The organism is Aeromonas sp. FDAARGOS 1414, assembly GCF_019047065.1.
In the GTDB taxonomy this organism is placed as follows: domain Bacteria; phylum Pseudomonadota; class Gammaproteobacteria; order Enterobacterales; family Aeromonadaceae; genus Aeromonas; species Aeromonas veronii_A.
Genome location: NZ_CP077210.1, coordinates 2262525 through 2280524 on the forward strand (window position 1 = coordinate 2262525; position 18000 = coordinate 2280524).

An 18000-nucleotide genomic window follows, 5' to 3' on the forward strand; every position below is an offset into this window, starting at 1 on the left:
GCCATTCGGCCACGAGCCCCAGCTGCGAGCGGCCAACCAAAGGGACTCCATTGTGTCGCCATCATGACTGGCGAGCAAGCCGTTGGGGCCAACCTTGCAACCGATAGGCGATCGGGCAAGTAAAAGGGGGCCCCTATTGCACGACGATAAGACATCTCGATATGGGCTCGAGTCGACTAACAGGTGGTCGATAGAGGGGACGCTTCAAGCCAGCCAACATCAGATGGCATATCAGGCATCACACGAAACGAAAAAGCCCAAGCAATCTAATTGCTTGGGCTTGGTATGTGGCGGAGAGACAGGGATTCGAACCCTGGGTGGCATTGCTGCCACAATTGATTTCGAGTCAATCCCGTTCGGCCACTCCGGCATCTCTCCGTGGGGAGAGAGTTTTACCCAAGCTGGGCCGAGGATGCAACAAAAATTTCTTATATATCAAATGGCTGAATCAGCTATCTGAGAGCAGGCTCACAATGCTTCACGCACGGCCTGCGTTGCGAGGCCACTCTTGTATGGCTCTGTATCCACCCGCTCGCACACCCGGCCATTATCCACGTCGTGATATTCCCCCATTGCCATGAGTCGCCTCTTTTTCCTGCTTGGCGATCAAGTTTATGGGTGATGCCGATTTTGGCAGGTTTCCTATGTATCCCCAAATCATTGCGGGTGCGCGGCAAGCTGGTAATCATGGGCTGATTGAGGAACAATCGCGCCATCCTGGCGGCTGTGTTGATGATGTTCCGCCCCGATTGAACTGATGGATCTCCTTATGCGATTGCCGAAACTCATGCCCCTCTACATAACGCCCGCCCTTTCCCTGCTGCTGGCAGCGATCCTGCTCTGCGCCACGCCGGCAGAGGCCAAACGCTACCCGCTGCCACCTGCCGGGAGTCGCCTAATCGGTGAGCTGGAGGATTACATCATCCAGCAGAATGAACATCTGGAGCTGGTTGGCAAAAATACACAAATTGGATTTTTGGCGCTGCTTGAAGCAAATCCGGGTGTAGACCCCTATTTACCCAAGCCGGGCACCCGCTTGACGCTGCCCACCCAGATGCTGCTGCCTGATGTGCCTCGCGAGGGGATCGTCATCAATCTGCCCGAACTGCGCCTCTACTACTTCCCCAAAGGGAAGAGCGAGGTCATCGTGCTGCCCATCGGGATTGGCGATATCGGCCGCGAAACACCCGAGATGACCACCACCGTCATCGAGAAGAATCCCAACCCGACCTGGGTACCCGGCCCCATGGTGCGCAAATCCTGGCTGGAGCAAAAAGGGATCACCCTGCCCGCCGTGGTGCCCCCCGGCCCGGAGAATCCCCTCGGCAAGTTCGCCATGCGCCTTGGCTATGGCAAGCGCGACTACCTGATCCACGGCACCAACAAGGATTTTGGCGTTGGCCTGCGGGTAAGTGCAGGCTGCATCCGGCTGCGACCTGACGATATTGAGGCCCTGTTCAAGATTGTGCCGATCGGCACGCCGGTACGGGTCATCAATCAACCGGTCAAGGTCGCCATCGAACCGGATGGTCGGCGCTGGCTGGAGGTGCACTCCCCGCTCTCCCGCACCGAAGAGGAGCTTGAAAATGGCGCCCCGCTGGTGCTATCTCCGGCCATAGAGAGCTTTATCAGTGCACCTGACGTGATGCAGGATGAGGTGACGGCGGCGCTGGAGAGCAAAAATGGCCTGCCCCACCCCATCAGCAGCCAACTTGTCAGTGGTTAAGTCACCAGCGCCCGAGTCGCACCGGAGTCACCTTACCTCATGAAATTCCTGCCCCTCCTGCTCCTGTTGGTCTGTCACTCCTTGTGGGCCAAGGACATTCTCTGGATGAACAATGGCGATCGTCTGACCGGCAACATCGAGGAGGTGACCGAACAGTCGGTGCGCATCGCCCTGCCCTACAGCGGCGCAGTCACCGTCCAGCGAGAGGCCATCAAACGCTGGCGTATCGATAAAGAGGACAAACCCAAGGCGACGGCAAAGGGTGGGCTCAAGCTGTTCGAGGATGACCAGGATGAACGCAACGCCTGGCTCTGGACCGGCAGCGGCGATCTCAATGTCAAACTCAAACAGAATGACAAGCAGACCAACAACGTCAACCTCAAGTGGAAAAGCGAGCTGGCCAATCTGGACTGGCGTTACAGCTTCTCCGGTGAATATACCTATGAGACCGCTGACAACGTCACCGACAGCCATGATTATCAGCTCAACCCTACGCTGGACTACTTCTTCAACCAGCAGTGGTTCTTGCGTACCTCACTCGATGCCGAATATGACATGCTGGATAAAGATCGCTATCTCTACATGGACTATGGCTCGGGACCTGGCTATCGCTTCTGGAACGACAAACGCCGCCGACTGGAGCTGATGGTCCAAGGGGGGCTAAGCCGGCTCTACTTCCGTGAAGATAGCAAGATCACCGGCGTTTTTCTGGGTGAACGGGTCATTGACTACCCCTTCGCTGGCCTGAACTGGGATTATCGCCAACCTTTCTCCCTCTGGCAGGAGAAAATGGAACTGTTCAGCCAGGGGCGCTATCTGAAATATCTGGCACAACCCTCCCCCTATGTCACCCGTAATCAGGACCTGAAAGGCAGCATAGGGTTGCGCTACTACTTCAATGACCATCTGCGCCTCTCCTGGTCGAGTGAGCTGAATTGGGAAGATGCTGACATCCTTGTCGACACAGGCAGCCCAGAACCCCGGGAGAGCGAATTAAGACACCTGCTCAGCCTTGGCGTCAGTTTCTAGCCCCGGATCCCCAACACTCAAAGAGGAGCCAATTCGGCTCCTCTTTGCTTTAGGCAGACAGGCTCGCTAGATCAGCCCCCAAGCGGCAATCTGGTAGATCCACACCATCGCCAGCAGTGTGCCGACCAATCCCATGATGACGCCGATGCGCACCATCTGGTGGCTCTCCACCAGACCGGTGGCGTGGGCCAGCGCATTGGGCGGGGTACTGATGGGCAGCGACATCCCGAGCGAAACCGAAATGGTGACCGCCAGGATCAAGGTGTGGCTGCCGCCCCACTCTGCCAGCTCCGGCATGCTGACCGCCAGTGCCGCCACCAGTGGCAGCAACAGATTGGCGGTTGCGGTGTTGGACATGAAGTTGGCCATCACCACTGCCAGCAGACAGGCACCAATCAGCACCGCCAGCGTGGAGTATTCGTGGAACGGAATGTGGGTGATGAGCCGCTCGGCCAACCCGGAGTCCTCCAGCGCCAGCCCCAGCGCGATACCACCCGAGACCAGCCAGAGCACATCGAGGGAGATCTTGTGCAGATCGTCCTTGGTGATGATGCCGGTGGTCAGGAACACTGCCACCGGGATCATGGCGACCACGTAGGAGCTCATGCCGTGCAGATCCCCCAGCAGCCAGAGTACTATGGTGGTGATAAAGGTGAGGTAGACCACCCAGGCGCGGGGGGTCTGCATAAAGCGCCCCTCAATCTTGAGATCCATCCGCTTGAGGGAACTCGGGAAGAAGCGCCCCAGCAGGAACCAGCCAAGCAGCAACAGCAACACCACAAAGGGCACCGCAAATCCCATCCACTGACCGAACGAGATGGCATGCTCGCCGGTCAGGTATTTGAGGGCCACTGCGTTGGGCGGAGTGCCGATGGGAGTGCCGATCCCGCCGAGGTTGGCCGCCAGCGGAATAGCCAGCACAAAGCCGATTTTGGCCGGGTCCTTGTCGGGAAATGCCGCCAGCACAGGGGTAAGGATGGCCAGCATCATGGCGGTGGTGGCGGTATTGCTCATAAACATGGAGAAGGTGGCGGTGATCAACATCAGCCCCAGCATGACGATCCGGGGATCCTGACCGAACGGGCGCAGCAACACCCGCGCCAGATTGACGTCCAGATGGTATTTGGTCGCCGCAATAGCGAGGAAAAAACCGCCGAGAAACAGCATGATGACCGGCGAGGCAAAGGTCGCCATCACCTCGGTGGACTTGAGCAGCTCACCAAACCCCGGTTCAGCCTTGTCGGCGGTCATGAACCAGAGCCCCTTGTCGGAGAGCAACAGCAGCTCCAGCACGATGATCAGCACCGAGGTGGCGAAGATGGGGATGGGCTCCAGGATCCAGCAGAGGGCAGCCAGCACGAAAATAGCCACGACCCGCTGCTCGATGACGGTGATCCCCTCCAGCGGGATCCAGTGGGTCGGGATCAGCAGGATGGTGAGGCTCAGCAGCAGTGGCAGAATAATCTTGTTATTGATGGGCACTATTGTCTCCAGGATCGGGAGTAAGAAGCCAATAGTGGCATAATATGCTATCGCCTCACGCGGCTATCTCGCCAAAATGAGAGCTGGCTAACTGCACGGCGCACCGTTTTGTGAGTCATATCAAGCTGGGGTCGGCGCGCTATGGCTGACGCCTCAACCCTTGCAACAAACAGGCAAAAAAACGGGCCCGCTGTTCGTTGCACACGACAGCGGGCCCGTTTCACCATTCATGCCGATGAGGGTGCTCAGAAGTAGATGCGGGTCACCGACTCGATGACGCAACCCGGGCGGCGGATCCCTTCGATCTCCACCTTGATCTCTTTGAGCAGCTCCAGCCCACCCTTGATGGGGGTGACCCGGGCCAGCTTGGTGCGGGCGCGGATGTTGCTGTCCACCTTGATGGGGTACGGGAAACGTACCTGATCCAGCCCGAAGTTCACCACCATGCGGGCGGTCGGGAACTCGGGGGTGGCCTCATCGACCGAGCCGGTCAACTGCGGCAGCAGCGCCAGGGTCAGGAATCCGTGGGCGATGGTGGTCTTGAAAGGCGACTCGGCGGCCGCACGCTCCGGATCGGTGTGGATCCACTGGTGATCCCCGGTCACTGCAGCAAACTGATCGATCATCTGCTGGCTGACGTGGAGCCACTCGCCGACATGGGTCTCTTCACCAATGCGGGCTTGCAGGGCGGCATAGAGCTCGGCCGCCTCGGCCCCCAGCTCAACTGCGGGTTCCTGAGCGACGGCAGGCTGACCGTTGGCAACCCGAGCCACGGTTGCTGCATCCTGTTGCTGCTCGCTCTGGGTCTCGGTTTGCAAGTCCAGTACACGACCCAGCAAAGGGTGAAGATGTGCCTTTTGCTGAAACTCACGCCAGTAGTCGCGGATCGCCGGTGAGAGCCAATCCTTGAGCTCAAAGGGGTGCTGCGCCAGAATTTCGCGCTTGCGCTTCAGAAAATCGACAACTTTCATGTTCCGATCCCTATGTGATTCATTGCCTGTAAAGAGGTCTAACCAGTCCTATTTTATTAAAGTTTCAGCTGTAAGTGCAAAAAAATCTCGGCGTACACCTGTACCAAGGCGGAAGTAACTACTTACACAATGTAAACCAGCACGATCTGCCAATGAGGAAAACGATTACCAGAGATGCCGCCAGCAGGGGAAATTCATCGGGGTCGTTATGAAAAAAGGCCCTCGTCGGGCCTTGTGGTGTAGGTCAGCGCGCGCTCGACCAGCCGCTACGCAATCCCTCTTCATCCAGAAAGGACCAGGCGAGGATCCGGCTCACCTTGTTGCCCTGCGCCATGTCGATCACCCGTACCTGACGCGCCCCCACCCGGTTCAACGCCTTTTTCGCCCCCGGCAGATTCTCTTTTTTCGACACCAGCGAGCTGAACCAGAGGCACTGAGTGGCAAACTCCTTGCTCTGGGCGATCATGTTGGCCAGAAACGCCGCCTCGCCCCCTTCACACCAGAGCTCGGCCTTCTGGCCGCCGAAGTTGAGCACAGGGGCGCCTGTCACCTCCTTGCCCAGATTGCGCAGCTTGCGCTCCGTCCCCTTGCTCGCCTCTTCCAGCGACGCATGGAACGGCGGATTGCACAGCGTCAGGGCAAAGCGCTCCTTTGGCCCTATGATGCCGCGAAACACATGGTTGGGGTTGCCCTGCAGGCGACACTCAATCTGATTGCCGAGCCCGTTGCTCTTGGCCAGCAGGGTGGCCGCCTTGACCGAGACCGGATCGATATCCGATCCGACAAAACGCCAGCCATATTCGCGGCAGCCTAGCAGCGGATAGATGCAGTTTGCCCCCACCCCAATATCCAGCACTCTCACCCCCTTGCCGGTAGGGAGCTGGCCTGCGCTCTCGGCCAACAGATCGGCCGCCCAGTGCAGGTAGTCCACCCGTCCCGGGATAGGCGGGCAGAGGTAACCGGTAGGCAAGTCCCAGTGGGCAATCCCGTAGTGATGGGCCAGCAGGGCGCGATTGAGGGACTTCACTGCATCGGGATTGGCAAAATCGATGGTGCGGGTACCGTAGTCATTGATAAATACGTGGACGGCCAACTCGGGAGTTCGCAGGCAGAGCGCCTCAAAGTCGTAACCCGCCTCATGGCGATTACGGGAGTGAAGTCCGGATTTACGGTCGCCCGACTTGGGGCCACCAGCTGATGGGATGCGGGGTTTCATGCTGAGCCTGCCGAAGAAAACGGGCCCACACTATAGTGATTTGACTCGGGAAAGTCTAAACGAGGGCAATAAAAAACCGGGCTATCGAGCCCGGTTCAAGTGAGGTTGGAAAAACAGTCCGTACTGCGAGCCGTTTGTCCAGCCTGACTCAGATATCGATCCGGCGAGCTTGCCAGAACTTGCTGCGCCAGTATTGGCTGTCCAGCTTGGAGCGGGTCACACCGGCTCGAGTCGAGGCGTGAATGAATTCGCCATTCCCGACATAGATACCAACGTGGTTGAGACGACGATTGATTTTGAAGAAGACCAGATCACCTTCGACCAGATCCTGCTTGGAAACGCGCGTCCCTTCGTGAACTTGGGAGCGGGTATCGCGGGGAAGTTCAATACCGACCGCATTGCGAAACACTTCACGGGCGAAGGCGGAACAATCGATACCACGTTCGGTTGTACCACCGTAGCGGTAAGGGGTACCGCGCCACTCTCTGTATACTGTCAGGATTTCATTCACATCGGGTGTCTGCGAAGCTTCCGGTTCAATAACGGGTTCCATCATGGAAACTTCGATCTTGCTCGCGACCTCGGGTTGGGGTGCCGAGGCACAACCCACCATTCCGAGCGCGACCAGCAGTAGCATCAGGTGGCGCAATCCTTTATCCCCGCTAAATAGTAAATCTTGTTAAAATACGGCCCCAAAGGGCAATTTATAAGGCAACAGCACCCGACTATATCCAAGAATTCTATCGAGGCAAGTGAAAATCCCTATCAAGCTCACATTTTTGCAAGGAAATGCACGATTTTTCATAATTAATGTGATCATGCCCAAACAATATACAATCGCAAAAAGAGCCTTGGGCCTCATAGATAACTGGCTTTTATCCCTGCTTCAGCACCTTTTTAAAGTGAAAAATCATGATCGAAACCGATCTTTTTTTGTTAAAACCGGCCAGGGTATGCCAGGACCTGCTTGCTCAATTGCCTGAATGGCTGTCAACCGATGAGCAGCATATCTGGCAAGCCATGACCCATCCTGAACGGCGTCAGGAATATCTGGTAAGCCGCGCCCTGCTGCGCCAGCTATTGGCCGAGCGGCTGCAACGCCCTGCTGCCAGGCTGCAATTTTGCAACGGCCCCCAAGGCAAGCCCCAACTACATGATGATGCTTGGCAGTTCAATCTGAGCCACAGTGGCAGCTGGCTGGTGTTGGCGCTCTGCCCGCATGGACCGCTTGGGGTGGATATCGAACTGGGCAAACGGCAGCATCATCCCCTCCCCCTGGCCCGCCGGTTTTATGCACAGAGTGAATATGAGTGGCTCTGCGCACTGCCTGCCCAAGAGCAGGAGAGCGCCTTCTACCGGCTCTGGTCACGCAAGGAGGCGATACTGAAAGCCCACGGTGGCGGCATAGCGGCGGGACTGGAGAAGGTGCGGTTTCTCCCGGAGGAAGGGTGGCGACTCGACAACCGGCTCGATGACACCCCTTATCAGGTACAGGATTGGCCCTTTGCCAGCGGCTGGCTCAGCCTCGCGGCGGCGGCAACCCCCGTGGCCTTTTACCGGCTGGATGAGCGCTTGAATTGCCACTCGCTTAACCCCATGTTACTCAACACCCTTTCTGAAGAGTCCAACTCATGATCGTCGACATTACTCCCCAGAATTTTCACGCTGAACTTATCGATGCGTCCATGAAGAAGCCGGTCGTCATCTATTTCCATGCTCCGCAGATGCCGGAGTGCCAGGGGATGACACCGCTGATCGAATCACTGGTTGGGCCCGCCAATGAGCAGGTCACCCTGGCCAAGGTGGATATGAACGATCCCCAGCTGCAACCGCTGGCCAGCCAGCTCGGCCTGCGCGCCCTGCCGGCGCTGGTGCTGTTCCATCAGGGTCGCCCTGACGAACAGGGGATCATCGAAGGGCCGCAGGATGAAGCCACCCTGCGCCAGTATTTCGCCGCCTTCGCCCCCAAAGAAGAGGAAGAGTTGCTGGCCAAGGGACAACAGGCGCTGGCTGACGAGCAGCCCAGCATCGCCTATGCACATCTGACCAAGGCACACCAGCTGGCCCCTGAACGCCACGACATCAGCCTGTGGCTCATTCAAGCTGCGCTCGACCTCAATCTGCTGGATGAAGCGCAGGAGCGCCTCGGCACCATCCCGATGGCGGCGCAGGATGGTCACTTCCATACCCTGAGCTCACGGCTGGCGCTGGCCCTGCAAGCGGCAGACAGCCCGGAGCTGCGCGCGCTGGAAGCCCGTCATGCAAAACAGCCTGATGATTTTGCCCTGACTCAGGAGCTAGCGGTGCAATACAACCAGGCTGGTCGTCAGGAAGAGGCGTTGGGACTGCTGCTGGAGATCCTCAAGCGGGATTTGGCATTCGGCGATGCCAGAAAGACCTATCTCGATATTCTGGCGACCATGGGCAGCACTCCGGCGGCACAGAGCTACCGTCGCAAACTCTATAGTCTGCTCTACTGATCGGAATCGAACTGGCTGGTAATGATGGGGGAGTGCCGGGAGACCGGCATGACCTCATGGGTCAAGTACGAAGAAGGTATTGTGGGAATAAGGTGCTCTGGGAATAGTGGAGATACTGTGAATTTCAGGCAAAAAAAAATGGCGCAAAACTGCGCCATTTTTTTCGCATGGATTACTTCTTGTAGGAAGTAGCCATGTTGTCGATGCGCTGGTTAGCACGCATAGCTTCTTGCTTGGCTTCGGCAACATCAGCAGCGATTTTGGACTGATCAGCACGAACTGCGCTAACATCTTGAGCCAGTTGGTCAACTTTGTTAGACAGATTCTGAACGGAAGTTTCCAGTTCGCTGGTGTTTGCACAACCGCCCAGCAGAGCGGACAGACCAACAACACCTACCAACAACAATTTTTTCATTTTTAAAGCTCCCTTGAACTCGCCAGACGTTTAGCAAGCGGCGTGATTATGGCACAAAAAAATCCTACTTTGCATAGTCCCCACCACAGATAAATGCATTAAAACCCTCATTTTTTTTTGAATGAACAGTTTTTGTCCAGGTTCGTCTAAAAAATGAGTGCCGTGTGGTGAGGGCACGGACAAAGGTTAACCAAATTTTTGCCTTATTACAATTTCGTATGAGGCTCAGGCTGTACGTTCTGACAACAATTGACGATATTGCACCAGATCCTCGATGGTCAGCACCGGCATCTGGTGCTTGCGACCGAACGCAACCAGGTCTGGCAGACGCGCCATCGAGCCATCTTCTTTGGTCAATTCACACAACACACCAAACGGTTTGAGGCCAGCCAGCTGCATCAGATCGACCGTCGCTTCGGTATGACCACGGCGGGTAAGCACCCCACCGGTTCGCGCCCGCAGCGGGAAAACATGGCCCGGGCGATGCAGATCACCCGGTTTGGCGCCGTCAGCGATAGCCGCGCGGATGGTGGTGATGCGATCAGCCGCCGAGACACCGGTCGTGACCCCCTGCGCCGCTTCGATGGTCACGGTAAAGGCGGTCTGGTAGTGACTGGAGTTGGCCTCCACCATCATTGGCAGTTCCAGCTGGCGAACCCGCTCCTCGGGCAGGCAGAGGCAGACGATGCCGGAGCACTCGCGGATCATCAGCGCCATCTGTTCATTGGTCATGGATTCGGCGGCGAAAATGAGGTCGCCCTCGTTCTCCCGATCTTCATCGTCGGCCACCAGCACGCCGCCTCCGGCACGCAAGGCAGACAGGGCCGCTTCGACACGGGCAACGGGATCACCGAATTCACTGAGTAGAGACTGATTCATGGTAAAACTCCTAAACAAGACAAGGACCAGAATCAGGGCATGGAAAGGCAGACAGAGACGGGCATGCAGCGGCCAGCCCACAAGGGCCAAAACGGCAAGGTCTGTCTTATCCTCTTTCATCCGGACTATGACCGTCGGCTCCGGCATCTCACCGGATCTGCTGACCCCGACCTGGCAATCAGCCAAGTCGGGCGCTCGCGGGCTCCCCGAGTCAATCGGGATACCGCCGGTGGGGAATTGCACCCCGCCCTGAGAATAAGCGCAGACAGCCTAAAGAAAAACGGTTGCAGATACCAGCCAAAATCCCCCGCAGGCTGAAAAGCGTTTCAACATTGCGCCCGGGATCCCGCTCTGCGGCCCGCTCGCCAGCGTGCGAGGCCATGACTGGCGAATTTCTTTATGGCTCGGATCGGTTTATGGCATAGTGCCTGAAACCAAAAACAGTGCCCGAAAAGAGAGCCTGAACAACGCTGCCGGCGCAGACAGCAGCGCCAACACCACAAACGGAAAATGACAGAGATGGAAAAGAAAATACTGCTCACGGATTGCCCGGATGCCAAAGGGCTCATCGCCAAGATCACCAACATCTGCTACAAGCACCAGCTCAACATCATCAAGAACGATGAGTTTGTGGATCACGAGAATGGCCGCTTCTTTATGCGTACCGAGCTGGAGGGGCGCTTCAACGACGAGACCCTGCTGGCGGATCTGGATGATGCCCTGCCCACCGGCGCCCAGCGCCGTCTGGTCAAGGCGGGCAAGAAGCGCATCGTCATTCTGGTGACCAAAGAGACCCACTGCCTCGGCGATATTCTGATGAAGAACTACGCGGGCGCGCTGGATATGGATATCGTCGCGGTGATCGGCAACTACGACACCCTGGCCGAGCTCACCGGCAAGTTCGATATCCCGTTCCACACCGTCAGTCACGAGGATCTGAGCCGGACCGAACATGAAGAGCAGGTACGCGCCATCATCGACAGCTATGAGCCTGACTATGTGATCCTGGCAAAGTACATGCGGGTGCTGACCCCGAGCTTCGTCGAGGCCTATCCGCGCAAGATCCTCAACATCCACCACTCCTTCCTGCCCGCCTTCATCGGTGCCCGCCCCTACCGGCAGGCGTTCGACCGTGGCGTCAAGCTGATCGGCGCCACCGCCCACTTCGTGACCGACGATCTGGATGAAGGCCCCATCGTCGAACAGGACGTGATCCACGTCGGTCACGCCTTCAGTGCGGACGACATGGCCAAGGCGGGTCGGGATGTGGAGAAATCGGTGCTGAGCCGCGCGCTGGAGCTGGTACTGAACGAGCGGGTGTTCGTCTACGGCAACAAGACCGTAGTCTTCAAGTAATCCGCCCACACGGCCCATATGCAAACGCCAGAAACAACAACGGCTCCCATGGGAGCCGTTGTTGTTTCTGCGCCGAGTGTCAGAGCGGCAGATCGTTTACCGTCAACGCGCCCTTCTCCAGCTTCAGCTCGGAGGTCAGCGCTTGCTTGTCGGCCTTCAGATAACCCATCAGGGTCAGCTGATCGAGCATGGGGGCCAGTTGCGGCACCGCCTTGCCCAGCTTGTCGCTGAGGCTGGCATGCAGCACGCCGGAGAGGGCCTGCATCCCCGCGTCGCTGTTAAACAGCTGCTCCAGCGAGGTGGAGGCCAGCTTCACGTCCCCCTTCATGGTCACCGCCTCACCGTTGAGCTTGGCGCTGAGATCGGCCAGTTCAAGAGTCGCGCCACGTTTGAGCATCTTATCCAGCGCCTGCTGGATGGCGGCATCTTCAACCCCCTTGCCACCGGCGGCCTGCAGCCCCTGATACCCTTCCAGATCCAGACCGTTGAGGTTGAGCGCCAACTTGCTGTCGGTCACCGCCAGGGTGTCGGTCTCGTTCTCCAGATCCAGCTTGGCAATTTTCATCTGATAGCTGCTGGAGAGGGTCTGGGCATCATCACCAGTCAGCTGAGTCTCGGTTGTCATCCCCTGCAGGGCGACCTTGACGCTGTCAGGCAGTTGTATCGTGAGGGCCGAGAGGGTCATCTCGCTCTGGGGCGAGAGGATCACACCGCTGATCTCGGCAATGTCGGCACTCCCTTTCAGGTCGGCCAGCACCAAGTCCATCTTGCTCTGCTCTTCATGGACCGTCATCCCCTGCCAGGTCATAGTGAGGTGACCATTCCCCTCCAGATTGCCGTGGAACTCACCGCTCAGGGGCAGGAAACTGAACTCGTCCAGCCCCTGTTTGATCTTGAATTCATTGGCCCAGAAACGGCTGCTGTTACCCTGGGTCCAGAGACTGGTGACCGACTCCAGACCAAGTTGCCACTGCTCCATGCCCAGTGCGGTGAAAACTGGCGCCAGGGTGCCATTATGGGTATCAAGCTGGAAGTGGCTCTTGATATAGAGCGGCAGGATCCGGCTCTTGACCAGCAGTTGTAACTCGATGGGCTGGCTGCCTTCCAGCTCGCTGTCGATGGAGGCCAGCTCCTCGGGCGTGATCACCACCTTCAGGATGCCATCACGGGTAAAGAGGTTACTGCTGCCCGGCAGCCACTGCATGTCGATGCCGGTTTCGTCCTCCACCTTGGCGATCTGCTCCGCCATGATGTTGTCGAAACTGCTGCCCGTGTACCAGCACGCGGCCAGACCACCACCAACCAGTGCCGCACCCACGGCGAGGGCCACTATCTTTTTCATATATCCATGTGTCTCCAGGGAGTTGTCACTGCACTCTACGGGGCGGACTCGGGGCTAGGCAAGTCCAATCAGATGGCGAGTCCACTTTCTTGCGGCTCGCCACAACATCACAGCAAGGGGCTGAAGAGATAGAAGATGTTCTCCATCGCCTTCTTGTACCAGGGGCGGGCCTGCCATTGGGCCAGGGTCATCGGGGTGGCTTCTGCCATATACCCCTGCACCAGCCGGGTCATCTGGGCCACGAAAGAAGGGTTGTCCACCAGCAAGGTCACCTCGAAGTTGAGCCAGAGGCTGCGCCGGTCGAGATTGACCGTGCCCACCAAAGCAAAGTCGTCATCTACCAGCACGCTCTTGGTATGGAGCAGGCCGGCATCGTAGCGATAGATCTCCACTCCCGCTTCCAGCAGCTCCTCCATAAAAGCGTTGCAGGCATAGTTGGCCATGATGGAGTCGTTACGTGCCGGCAATACCAGCTGCACCTGCACCCCACGGGCCGCAGCCGAACTGAGTGCGGCGGCCAGCGGATCGTCCGGGACAAAATAGGGGGTCGTCAGCACCAGATGGCTGCGCGCCTGGTAGATGGCCAGCAGCAGGCTCTGCTGAATACAGTCACCACCAACGAAAGGGCCTGACGGGATCAACTGGGCGCGGTAGTTGGTCTGGGGCCAGGCTTCCGGCTCATGCTGCAGACTGTCGAGCAGCCGCTCGCCGGTCTCCACCTCCCAGTCCCAGACGAAGATCGACCACATCAGCGGTACCATGGGACCTTGCACCCGGATCATGATGTCGACCCACTGGCCAACACCGGCATCCTGCTTGAAGAAACGCGGATCAACCATGTTCATGGAGCCGGTATAGCCCACCTTGTCGTCGATCACCACCAGCTTGCGGTGCATCCGTAAATCCTGCCGCTGGAACGGGATGCGCCAGGCGCCGACCGGCAGCACCTCCACCAGCTTGACCCCCGCCTTGCGCAGCTTTTTCGGCCACCCGGAGCGGAAGAAGTGCTTGCTACCCACCGAATCGAGCAACAAACGACAATCCACGCCGCGTAGCGCGACGTCCATTAGTGCCTCGCACACCTCGTCGGCATCACCGCCGGGGTGCCAGATATAGAACTCCAGATAGCAGGAGAGGGTAGAACGGCGAATATCCTGGGCAATCTCATGCAGGACCTGGTCAGGTTGGCTGAGCAGAGTCATCCGGTTACCGGAGAGCATGGGCATGGCCAACCGCCCCTGGATCAGATCGTGCAATGGTTGGGCCTTTTCCCCCACCTCGCAGCAATGCTGTGGGAAAAGGCGGGCCAACTGACGAATCCAGATAGCGTAAGGGCGATACATGGCCTGTGCCCGCTCGGCGCGGCGGCGCCCCAACTTGATTTCACCAAACAGCAAGTAAAAGCCGACGCCGGCAAACGGAATGGCGTAGATCAGCGCCAGCCAGGCCAGCGACACCCCGATGGGGCGGCGTTTCATCACTACCCGAAACGACACACCCGCGACGATAACGGTATGAAAAAGCAGTAGCAGCCAGCCCAGAAAGCGGGAGAACAGCAGGTGGAGATCATGTTCCAGACCGTTTAGCAACGGTAACTCCTTTTCATCAACAAACAGTGGTCGGCAGATCCTGCCAGTCAGGAATGGTATGCTGTAAGGCAAATCCATTCTATCAGGTTGCCCCCATGATTCTGCAATCCATGCTGCTCAGCCTGGCCATGCTAGGTCAAGGCTCATATGACATCAATGAGCAGCAGATCAATCAGTACCTGCAATCCCAGGTGCAAGTCGACAAACAGCTGGAGCTGCCCGGCATCATAAAGGCCCATGTGAAGCTGGAGCAGAGCGATGTCCAGATTGGCCGTCAACAGCCAGACACCGCCCGAGTCTATGGCAAGGGCAAGCTCAAGATCGCCCTGCCCGACAATACCGAATATGACGCCCGCCTGCAGATGACCTATGAGGCAAGACCCCGCTATGACAAGAGCCAGAGCGCGCTGTTTCTCGACAACATGAAACTGGTGGAGTACAAGCTGGAACCGGAGGCGGCAGAGAGAAAGTTCGGCATGATGCTCGGTATGCTGCTGCAGAGCATGGAGAAGCGTCTTGAGAGCAAACCGGTTTACCGACTGGATGACAAGGATCCGCAACAAGCCTGGCTGAAAGAAAACCTGCTGGGGCTGGAGCTGTCACCAGGCAAAATCCACCTGCTGACCAGACCCCGCTAGCCCGCTCAATTCAGGAGGGGCTGGGTGGTATCCCGTACCAGCAGCTCCACCTGATAACCCTGCTGCTGCTGTTGCTCATAAAGGGAGAAGAGTGACCCGCTCAATTGGTTGAGGGAGATATCGGCAAAACCGGCCTTGAGATAGAAGGGTTTCTCGAAAGGCAGTACCTGACAGACTACCGGTTTGTCCTCCAGACCGTGACAGGCGTGCTGCAACAGCCGTGAACCCAATCCCAGCGACTGGTAGTGAGGCAACAGACGAAAGCCGCACAGATGATAAAACTCCTCCTCGTCCCGCAACCGAACCGCCCCCACCAGCCAGTGAGCATCACGTACGACAAAGACCCGCTCTGCCAGATCCGGCACATAGTGGGAAAAAGTCGTCTCGTAATAATCCTTGATGAGAGAGAGATCGGCGTCACAGTACTCCTCGAAGATGAGTTCCATCGCCAGCATTCCTGACACAAAAAATTCCTTTATAATCAGTAGATAAGATAGATTGAAACTAACTAGCCAGACCAGCTTACACCAGCAAGATAGCATGCCTTTTATTAACAAAAAAGCGAGCATGCTGGAGCACTTCCCTAAGACGCTTATGACCATTAGCTACCGGAAAATTCCACCTTTTGGCGCCTCTCCTGGCCATACTCCGGCATCCCCCCGTCCCTCGGTCAAATCCCCCCTCCACTTCACAACTCCCTGTTTGTACGCTTGTTCTGCACTCGCCATGGTGCTTTACTCAACATGATGATCTAGGGAAGGAGTGTGACGGTTGAAAGCATGGATGCTGGCAGGCCAGATGGTGTTGATCCCCTTGAGTGGATGGAGCCAGACGCCCCCTCCCGCGGAGGTGGTCTTCCTGACCGCAGCCCCCTCTCCCTTGCGCCCGGTCAATCATGCTGCGCCCGCCCCACAACCCGAAACCGCTCAAACGGCGGCAACCGCCGCTGGCGGCAAGAAGCAGATCCAGGTCTATAAATCGGTGCAGCAAAACGGGGTGGTACGCTACTCCGACATGGCGCCCGAACAGGGCCATTACGAGCTGCTGCTGTTCAACGACTGCTTCGCCTGCGACCCCAAATCCAGCGTCAACTGGCAGACCACAGGGCTGTTTCTCTATGACTATGCCAGCACCATCAAGGCGGCCGCCAAAACCTATCAGGTTGAGCCTGCGCTGATCAGAGCCCTGATCCATGCGGAATCCGCTTTCAATCCGCTGGCGGTCTCCCGCAAGGGGGCGATGGGGCTGACCCAGCTGATGCCCGCCACAGCGCGGGAGCTGGGGGTCGGCAATGCCCTGCTGGCGGAACAGAATATTTTCGGCGGGGTGAAATACCTAGCGGGACTGCTCAAGCAGTATGACGGCAACATTGCGCTGGCGACCGCGGCCTACAACGCCGGGGCGGGCGCCGTACAAAAACATGGCGGCATCCCACCCTATGCGGAAACGCGCGCTTATGTGGAGCGCGTCCAGTTGCTCCACCTGCGCTACAAAGAGATGCTACAGGCTAAAGGGCTCTGAGGTTAGCCTCGGCTAATGCTCTTTTCTCGCCCCTCCAGAAACAAAAAACACGCCCGCAGGCGTGTCGATACCACACTTTGTTTCGCAAATGATTACTTCTGCTCAGTCGCCACCAAGCGATAAGCCAACGCACCCAGAATGGCACCGACAATCGGGGCAACCCAGAACAGCCACAGCTGGCTGATAGCCCAGTCACCGACAAACAGCGCAACACCGGTACTGCGAGCCGGGTTGACCGAGGTATTGGTCACCGGAATGCTGACGAGGTGGATCAGGGTCAGGCACAGACCGATGGCGATCGGTGCGAAACCGGCAGGCGCACGGCTATCGGTGGCGCCCATGATGACGAACAGGAAGAAACCGGTCATCACCATTTCGCATACGAGTGCGGCAGTCAGACTGTAACCACCCGGAGAGTGCTCACCGTAGCCGTTGGAAGCAAAACCGGCAGAGAGATCAAACCCGGCCTGACCGCTGGCAATCACGTAAAGCACGGCAGCGGCGGCAATGCCACCCAGCACTTGCGCCACGATATAAGGCAGTACACCGGATGCAGGAAAACGACCACCCGCCCACAGACCGACGGTGACGGCCGGATTGAGGTGGCAACCGGAGATATGGCCGATGGCAAACGCCATGGTCAGCACGGTCAGACCGAAAGCCAGCGAGACCCCCAGCAGACCAATCCCGACGTGAGGGAAGGCTGCAGCCAGCACGGCACTGCCGCACCCGCCCAATACCAGCCAGAAAGTGCCCATAAACTCAGCAGCAACAGGTTTCACATTATTTCTCCCATTTGAGATAACACCGAACAAGACCCGAGAAGGGCCCATGCTTGAACAAGCGCAGCATTATGGGAGTGTGAGTCCAGATTGCGAACCCGGCAGGCAGGGCTCACTGAATGTGATGTTCGTCACAATTAGTTGATTAGATAAGAGATTTATCATTAAGACAGCTGACTGCACATCTCATGCCCAAGGGCGTCATGCGACAACTTGTGACACCATTTAGCTCGAGTGCTCATCCCTTGAACGATAAAAACGGAGGCGTGGTCAGTCTCCTGCAGGGGCAAAACGGCTGACAACCTGCCCCTGATGCTCAATCCACTCCATAAACATGGCGACGGGACGGGCATAGACCTGACCATCCTGCTCGGATTGATAAATGACCAGCTGCTCCTGGGTTTCGGTATGCAAAGCCAGGGCAAGCACTTGATAGTAACCCCCCTTGAAGTGGCGATAGCGGCCTGGAACGGGTGCTTGCATGGGAAAACCTCGCAGAAGTGAACACCGATGAGCGAACCACATAAAGATGACACCATGAGTGCCAGTCAACTCATCGAAAAGGGGGACAAAG

The 18000-nt window shown here is 57.6% G+C and carries 18 protein-coding genes, 1 tRNA gene and 1 riboswitch; of the genes, 7 read left to right on the plus strand and 12 right to left on the minus strand.

Annotated features, from left to right (window positions below):
* Positions 1-288 precede the first annotated feature (288 nt).
* A tRNA-Ser gene (locus I6L44_RS09905) sits at positions 289-378 on the minus strand.
* A 391-nt stretch (positions 379-769) separates the two neighbouring features.
* Between I6L44_RS09905 and I6L44_RS09910 the strand changes: the two genes are divergently transcribed.
* Positions 770-1726: a L,D-transpeptidase family protein gene (locus tag I6L44_RS09910; RefSeq protein ID WP_216951708.1), complete on the plus strand. Its 957-nt coding sequence runs from the start codon at positions 770-772 to the stop codon at positions 1724-1726.
* A 39-nt stretch (positions 1727-1765) separates the two neighbouring features.
* The gene (locus tag I6L44_RS09915) at positions 1766-2755 is read left to right on the plus strand and encodes a DUF481 domain-containing protein (RefSeq protein WP_216951709.1); all 990 of its coding nucleotides are present in this window, start codon (positions 1766-1768) and stop codon (positions 2753-2755) included.
* A gap of 66 nt (positions 2756-2821) precedes the next feature.
* Here the strand turns inward: I6L44_RS09915 and I6L44_RS09920 are convergent, their stop codons facing one another.
* The 4 genes from I6L44_RS09920 to I6L44_RS09935 form a co-directional block, all read right to left on the minus strand.
* Positions 2822-4237, minus strand: coding sequence for a DASS family sodium-coupled anion symporter (locus I6L44_RS09920; protein WP_204481267.1), 1416 nt, complete (start codon positions 4235-4237; stop codon positions 2822-2824).
* Positions 4238-4482: 245 nt separating this feature from the next.
* On the minus strand, positions 4483-5208 hold the full coding sequence (locus I6L44_RS09925; RefSeq protein ID WP_204483864.1) for a MaoC family dehydratase: 726 nt from the start codon (positions 5206-5208) through the stop codon (positions 4483-4485).
* 244 nt (positions 5209-5452) lie between these two features.
* Positions 5453-6424 (minus strand): 23S rRNA (adenine(1618)-N(6))-methyltransferase RlmF, encoded by a 972-nt coding sequence (rlmF, locus tag I6L44_RS09930; protein WP_216951710.1) that lies wholly within the window; start codon positions 6422-6424, stop codon positions 5453-5455.
* Between the two features lie 148 nt (positions 6425-6572).
* Positions 6573-7061, minus strand: a complete 489-nt coding sequence (locus I6L44_RS09935) for a C40 family peptidase (RefSeq protein WP_216951711.1) — start codon at positions 7059-7061, stop codon at positions 6573-6575.
* Between the two features lie 275 nt (positions 7062-7336).
* Between I6L44_RS09935 and I6L44_RS09940 the strand changes: the two genes are divergently transcribed.
* Positions 7337-8059, plus strand: a complete 723-nt coding sequence (locus tag I6L44_RS09940; protein ID WP_216951712.1) for a 4'-phosphopantetheinyl transferase superfamily protein — start codon at positions 7337-7339, stop codon at positions 8057-8059.
* Positions 8056-8904, plus strand: a complete 849-nt coding sequence (locus I6L44_RS09945) for a tetratricopeptide repeat protein (RefSeq protein ID WP_216951713.1) — start codon at positions 8056-8058, stop codon at positions 8902-8904. Before I6L44_RS09940 ends, I6L44_RS09945 begins: the two co-directional genes overlap by 4 nt.
* A 172-nt stretch (positions 8905-9076) precedes the next feature.
* Here I6L44_RS09945 and I6L44_RS09950 read toward each other — a convergent pair whose 3' ends face one another.
* Both I6L44_RS09950 and ribB read right to left on the minus strand, forming a co-directional pair.
* Complete coding sequence (locus I6L44_RS09950; protein ID WP_005334342.1) at positions 9077-9319, minus strand: Lpp/OprI family alanine-zipper lipoprotein; 243 nt, start codon at positions 9317-9319, stop codon at positions 9077-9079.
* Between the two features lie 225 nt (positions 9320-9544).
* The gene (ribB, locus tag I6L44_RS09955) at positions 9545-10198 is read right to left on the minus strand and encodes a 3,4-dihydroxy-2-butanone-4-phosphate synthase (RefSeq protein ID WP_040065398.1); all 654 of its coding nucleotides are present in this window, start codon (positions 10196-10198) and stop codon (positions 9545-9547) included.
* A gap of 104 nt (positions 10199-10302) precedes the next feature.
* Positions 10303-10459: riboswitch (FMN riboswitch) on the minus strand.
* Between the two features lie 258 nt (positions 10460-10717).
* Between ribB and purU the strand changes: the two genes are divergently transcribed.
* Positions 10718-11554: a formyltetrahydrofolate deformylase gene (purU, locus tag I6L44_RS09960; protein WP_005361738.1), complete on the plus strand. Its 837-nt coding sequence runs from the start codon at positions 10718-10720 to the stop codon at positions 11552-11554.
* A gap of 79 nt (positions 11555-11633) precedes the next feature.
* Here the strand turns inward: purU and I6L44_RS09965 are convergent, their stop codons facing one another.
* Together I6L44_RS09965 and cls are read right to left on the minus strand one after the other, a co-directional pair.
* Entirely contained in the window at positions 11634-12896 is a 1263-nt protein-coding gene (locus tag I6L44_RS09965) for a DUF945 family protein (protein ID WP_216951714.1), read from the minus strand.
* Between the two features lie 107 nt (positions 12897-13003).
* Positions 13004-14485 (minus strand): cardiolipin synthase, encoded by a 1482-nt coding sequence (gene cls / locus I6L44_RS09970; protein WP_216951715.1) that lies wholly within the window; start codon positions 14483-14485, stop codon positions 13004-13006.
* A gap of 95 nt (positions 14486-14580) precedes the next feature.
* Here cls and I6L44_RS09975 point away from each other — a divergent pair, with 95 nt between their 5' ends.
* A complete protein-coding gene (locus I6L44_RS09975; RefSeq protein WP_005344183.1) occupies positions 14581-15123 on the plus strand; it encodes a DUF1439 domain-containing protein in 543 nt (180 codons plus the stop codon).
* Positions 15124-15128: 5 nt separating this feature from the next.
* Here the strand turns inward: I6L44_RS09975 and I6L44_RS09980 are convergent, their stop codons facing one another.
* Positions 15129-15569 carry a GNAT family N-acetyltransferase gene (locus I6L44_RS09980; protein WP_216954417.1) on the minus strand — a complete coding sequence of 147 codons (441 nt, stop codon included), beginning with the start codon at positions 15567-15569 and terminating at the stop codon, positions 15129-15131.
* 337 nt (positions 15570-15906) lie between these two features.
* Between I6L44_RS09980 and I6L44_RS09985 the strand changes: the two genes are divergently transcribed.
* Entirely contained in the window at positions 15907-16644 is a 738-nt protein-coding gene (locus tag I6L44_RS09985; protein WP_216954420.1) for a lytic transglycosylase domain-containing protein, read from the plus strand.
* A 92-nt stretch (positions 16645-16736) separates the two neighbouring features.
* Here the strand turns inward: I6L44_RS09985 and aqpZ are convergent, their stop codons facing one another.
* Together aqpZ and I6L44_RS09995 are read right to left on the minus strand one after the other, a co-directional pair.
* A complete protein-coding gene (aqpZ, locus tag I6L44_RS09990; RefSeq protein ID WP_005334357.1) occupies positions 16737-17426 on the minus strand; it encodes an aquaporin Z in 690 nt (229 codons plus the stop codon).
* A 270-nt stretch (positions 17427-17696) separates the two neighbouring features.
* The gene (locus I6L44_RS09995; protein WP_005334366.1) at positions 17697-17909 is read right to left on the minus strand and encodes a DUF1653 domain-containing protein; all 213 of its coding nucleotides are present in this window, start codon (positions 17907-17909) and stop codon (positions 17697-17699) included.
* Positions 17910-18000 lie beyond the last annotated feature (91 nt).

Bases quoted from the DNA above. Each gene is read 5' to 3' on its own strand.
- I6L44_RS09945 (WP_216951713.1), top strand. From the start codon at position 8,056: ATGATCGTCGACATTACTCCCCAGAATTTTCACGCTGAACTTATCGAT.
- I6L44_RS09980 (WP_216954417.1), bottom strand. From the start codon at position 15,569: ATGGAACTCATCTTCGAGGAGTACTGTGACGCCGATCTCTCTCTCATC.
- I6L44_RS09910 (WP_216951708.1), top strand. From the start codon at position 770: ATGCGATTGCCGAAACTCATGCCCCTCTACATAACGCCCGCCCTTTCC.
- purU (WP_005361738.1), top strand. From the start codon at position 10,718: ATGGAAAAGAAAATACTGCTCACGGATTGCCCGGATGCCAAAGGGCTC.
- I6L44_RS09925 (WP_204483864.1), bottom strand. From the start codon at position 5,208: ATGAAAGTTGTCGATTTTCTGAAGCGCAAGCGCGAAATTCTGGCGCAG.
- I6L44_RS09935 (WP_216951711.1), bottom strand. From the start codon at position 7,061: ATGCTACTGCTGGTCGCGCTCGGAATGGTGGGTTGTGCCTCGGCACCC.
- I6L44_RS09985 (WP_216954420.1), top strand. From the start codon at position 15,907: ATGCTGGCAGGCCAGATGGTGTTGATCCCCTTGAGTGGATGGAGCCAG.
- ribB (WP_040065398.1), bottom strand. From the start codon at position 10,198: ATGAATCAGTCTCTACTCAGTGAATTCGGTGATCCCGTTGCCCGTGTC.
- I6L44_RS09975 (WP_005344183.1), top strand. From the start codon at position 14,581: ATGATTCTGCAATCCATGCTGCTCAGCCTGGCCATGCTAGGTCAAGGC.
- I6L44_RS09995 (WP_005334366.1), bottom strand. From the start codon at position 17,909: ATGCAAGCACCCGTTCCAGGCCGCTATCGCCACTTCAAGGGGGGTTAC.
- I6L44_RS09915 (WP_216951709.1), top strand. From the start codon at position 1,766: ATGAAATTCCTGCCCCTCCTGCTCCTGTTGGTCTGTCACTCCTTGTGG.
- rlmF (WP_216951710.1), bottom strand. From the start codon at position 6,424: ATGAAACCCCGCATCCCATCAGCTGGTGGCCCCAAGTCGGGCGACCGT.
- I6L44_RS09940 (WP_216951712.1), top strand. From the start codon at position 7,337: ATGATCGAAACCGATCTTTTTTTGTTAAAACCGGCCAGGGTATGCCAG.
- I6L44_RS09950 (WP_005334342.1), bottom strand. From the start codon at position 9,319: ATGAAAAAATTGTTGTTGGTAGGTGTTGTTGGTCTGTCCGCTCTGCTG.
- I6L44_RS09965 (WP_216951714.1), bottom strand. From the start codon at position 12,896: ATGAAAAAGATAGTGGCCCTCGCCGTGGGTGCGGCACTGGTTGGTGGT.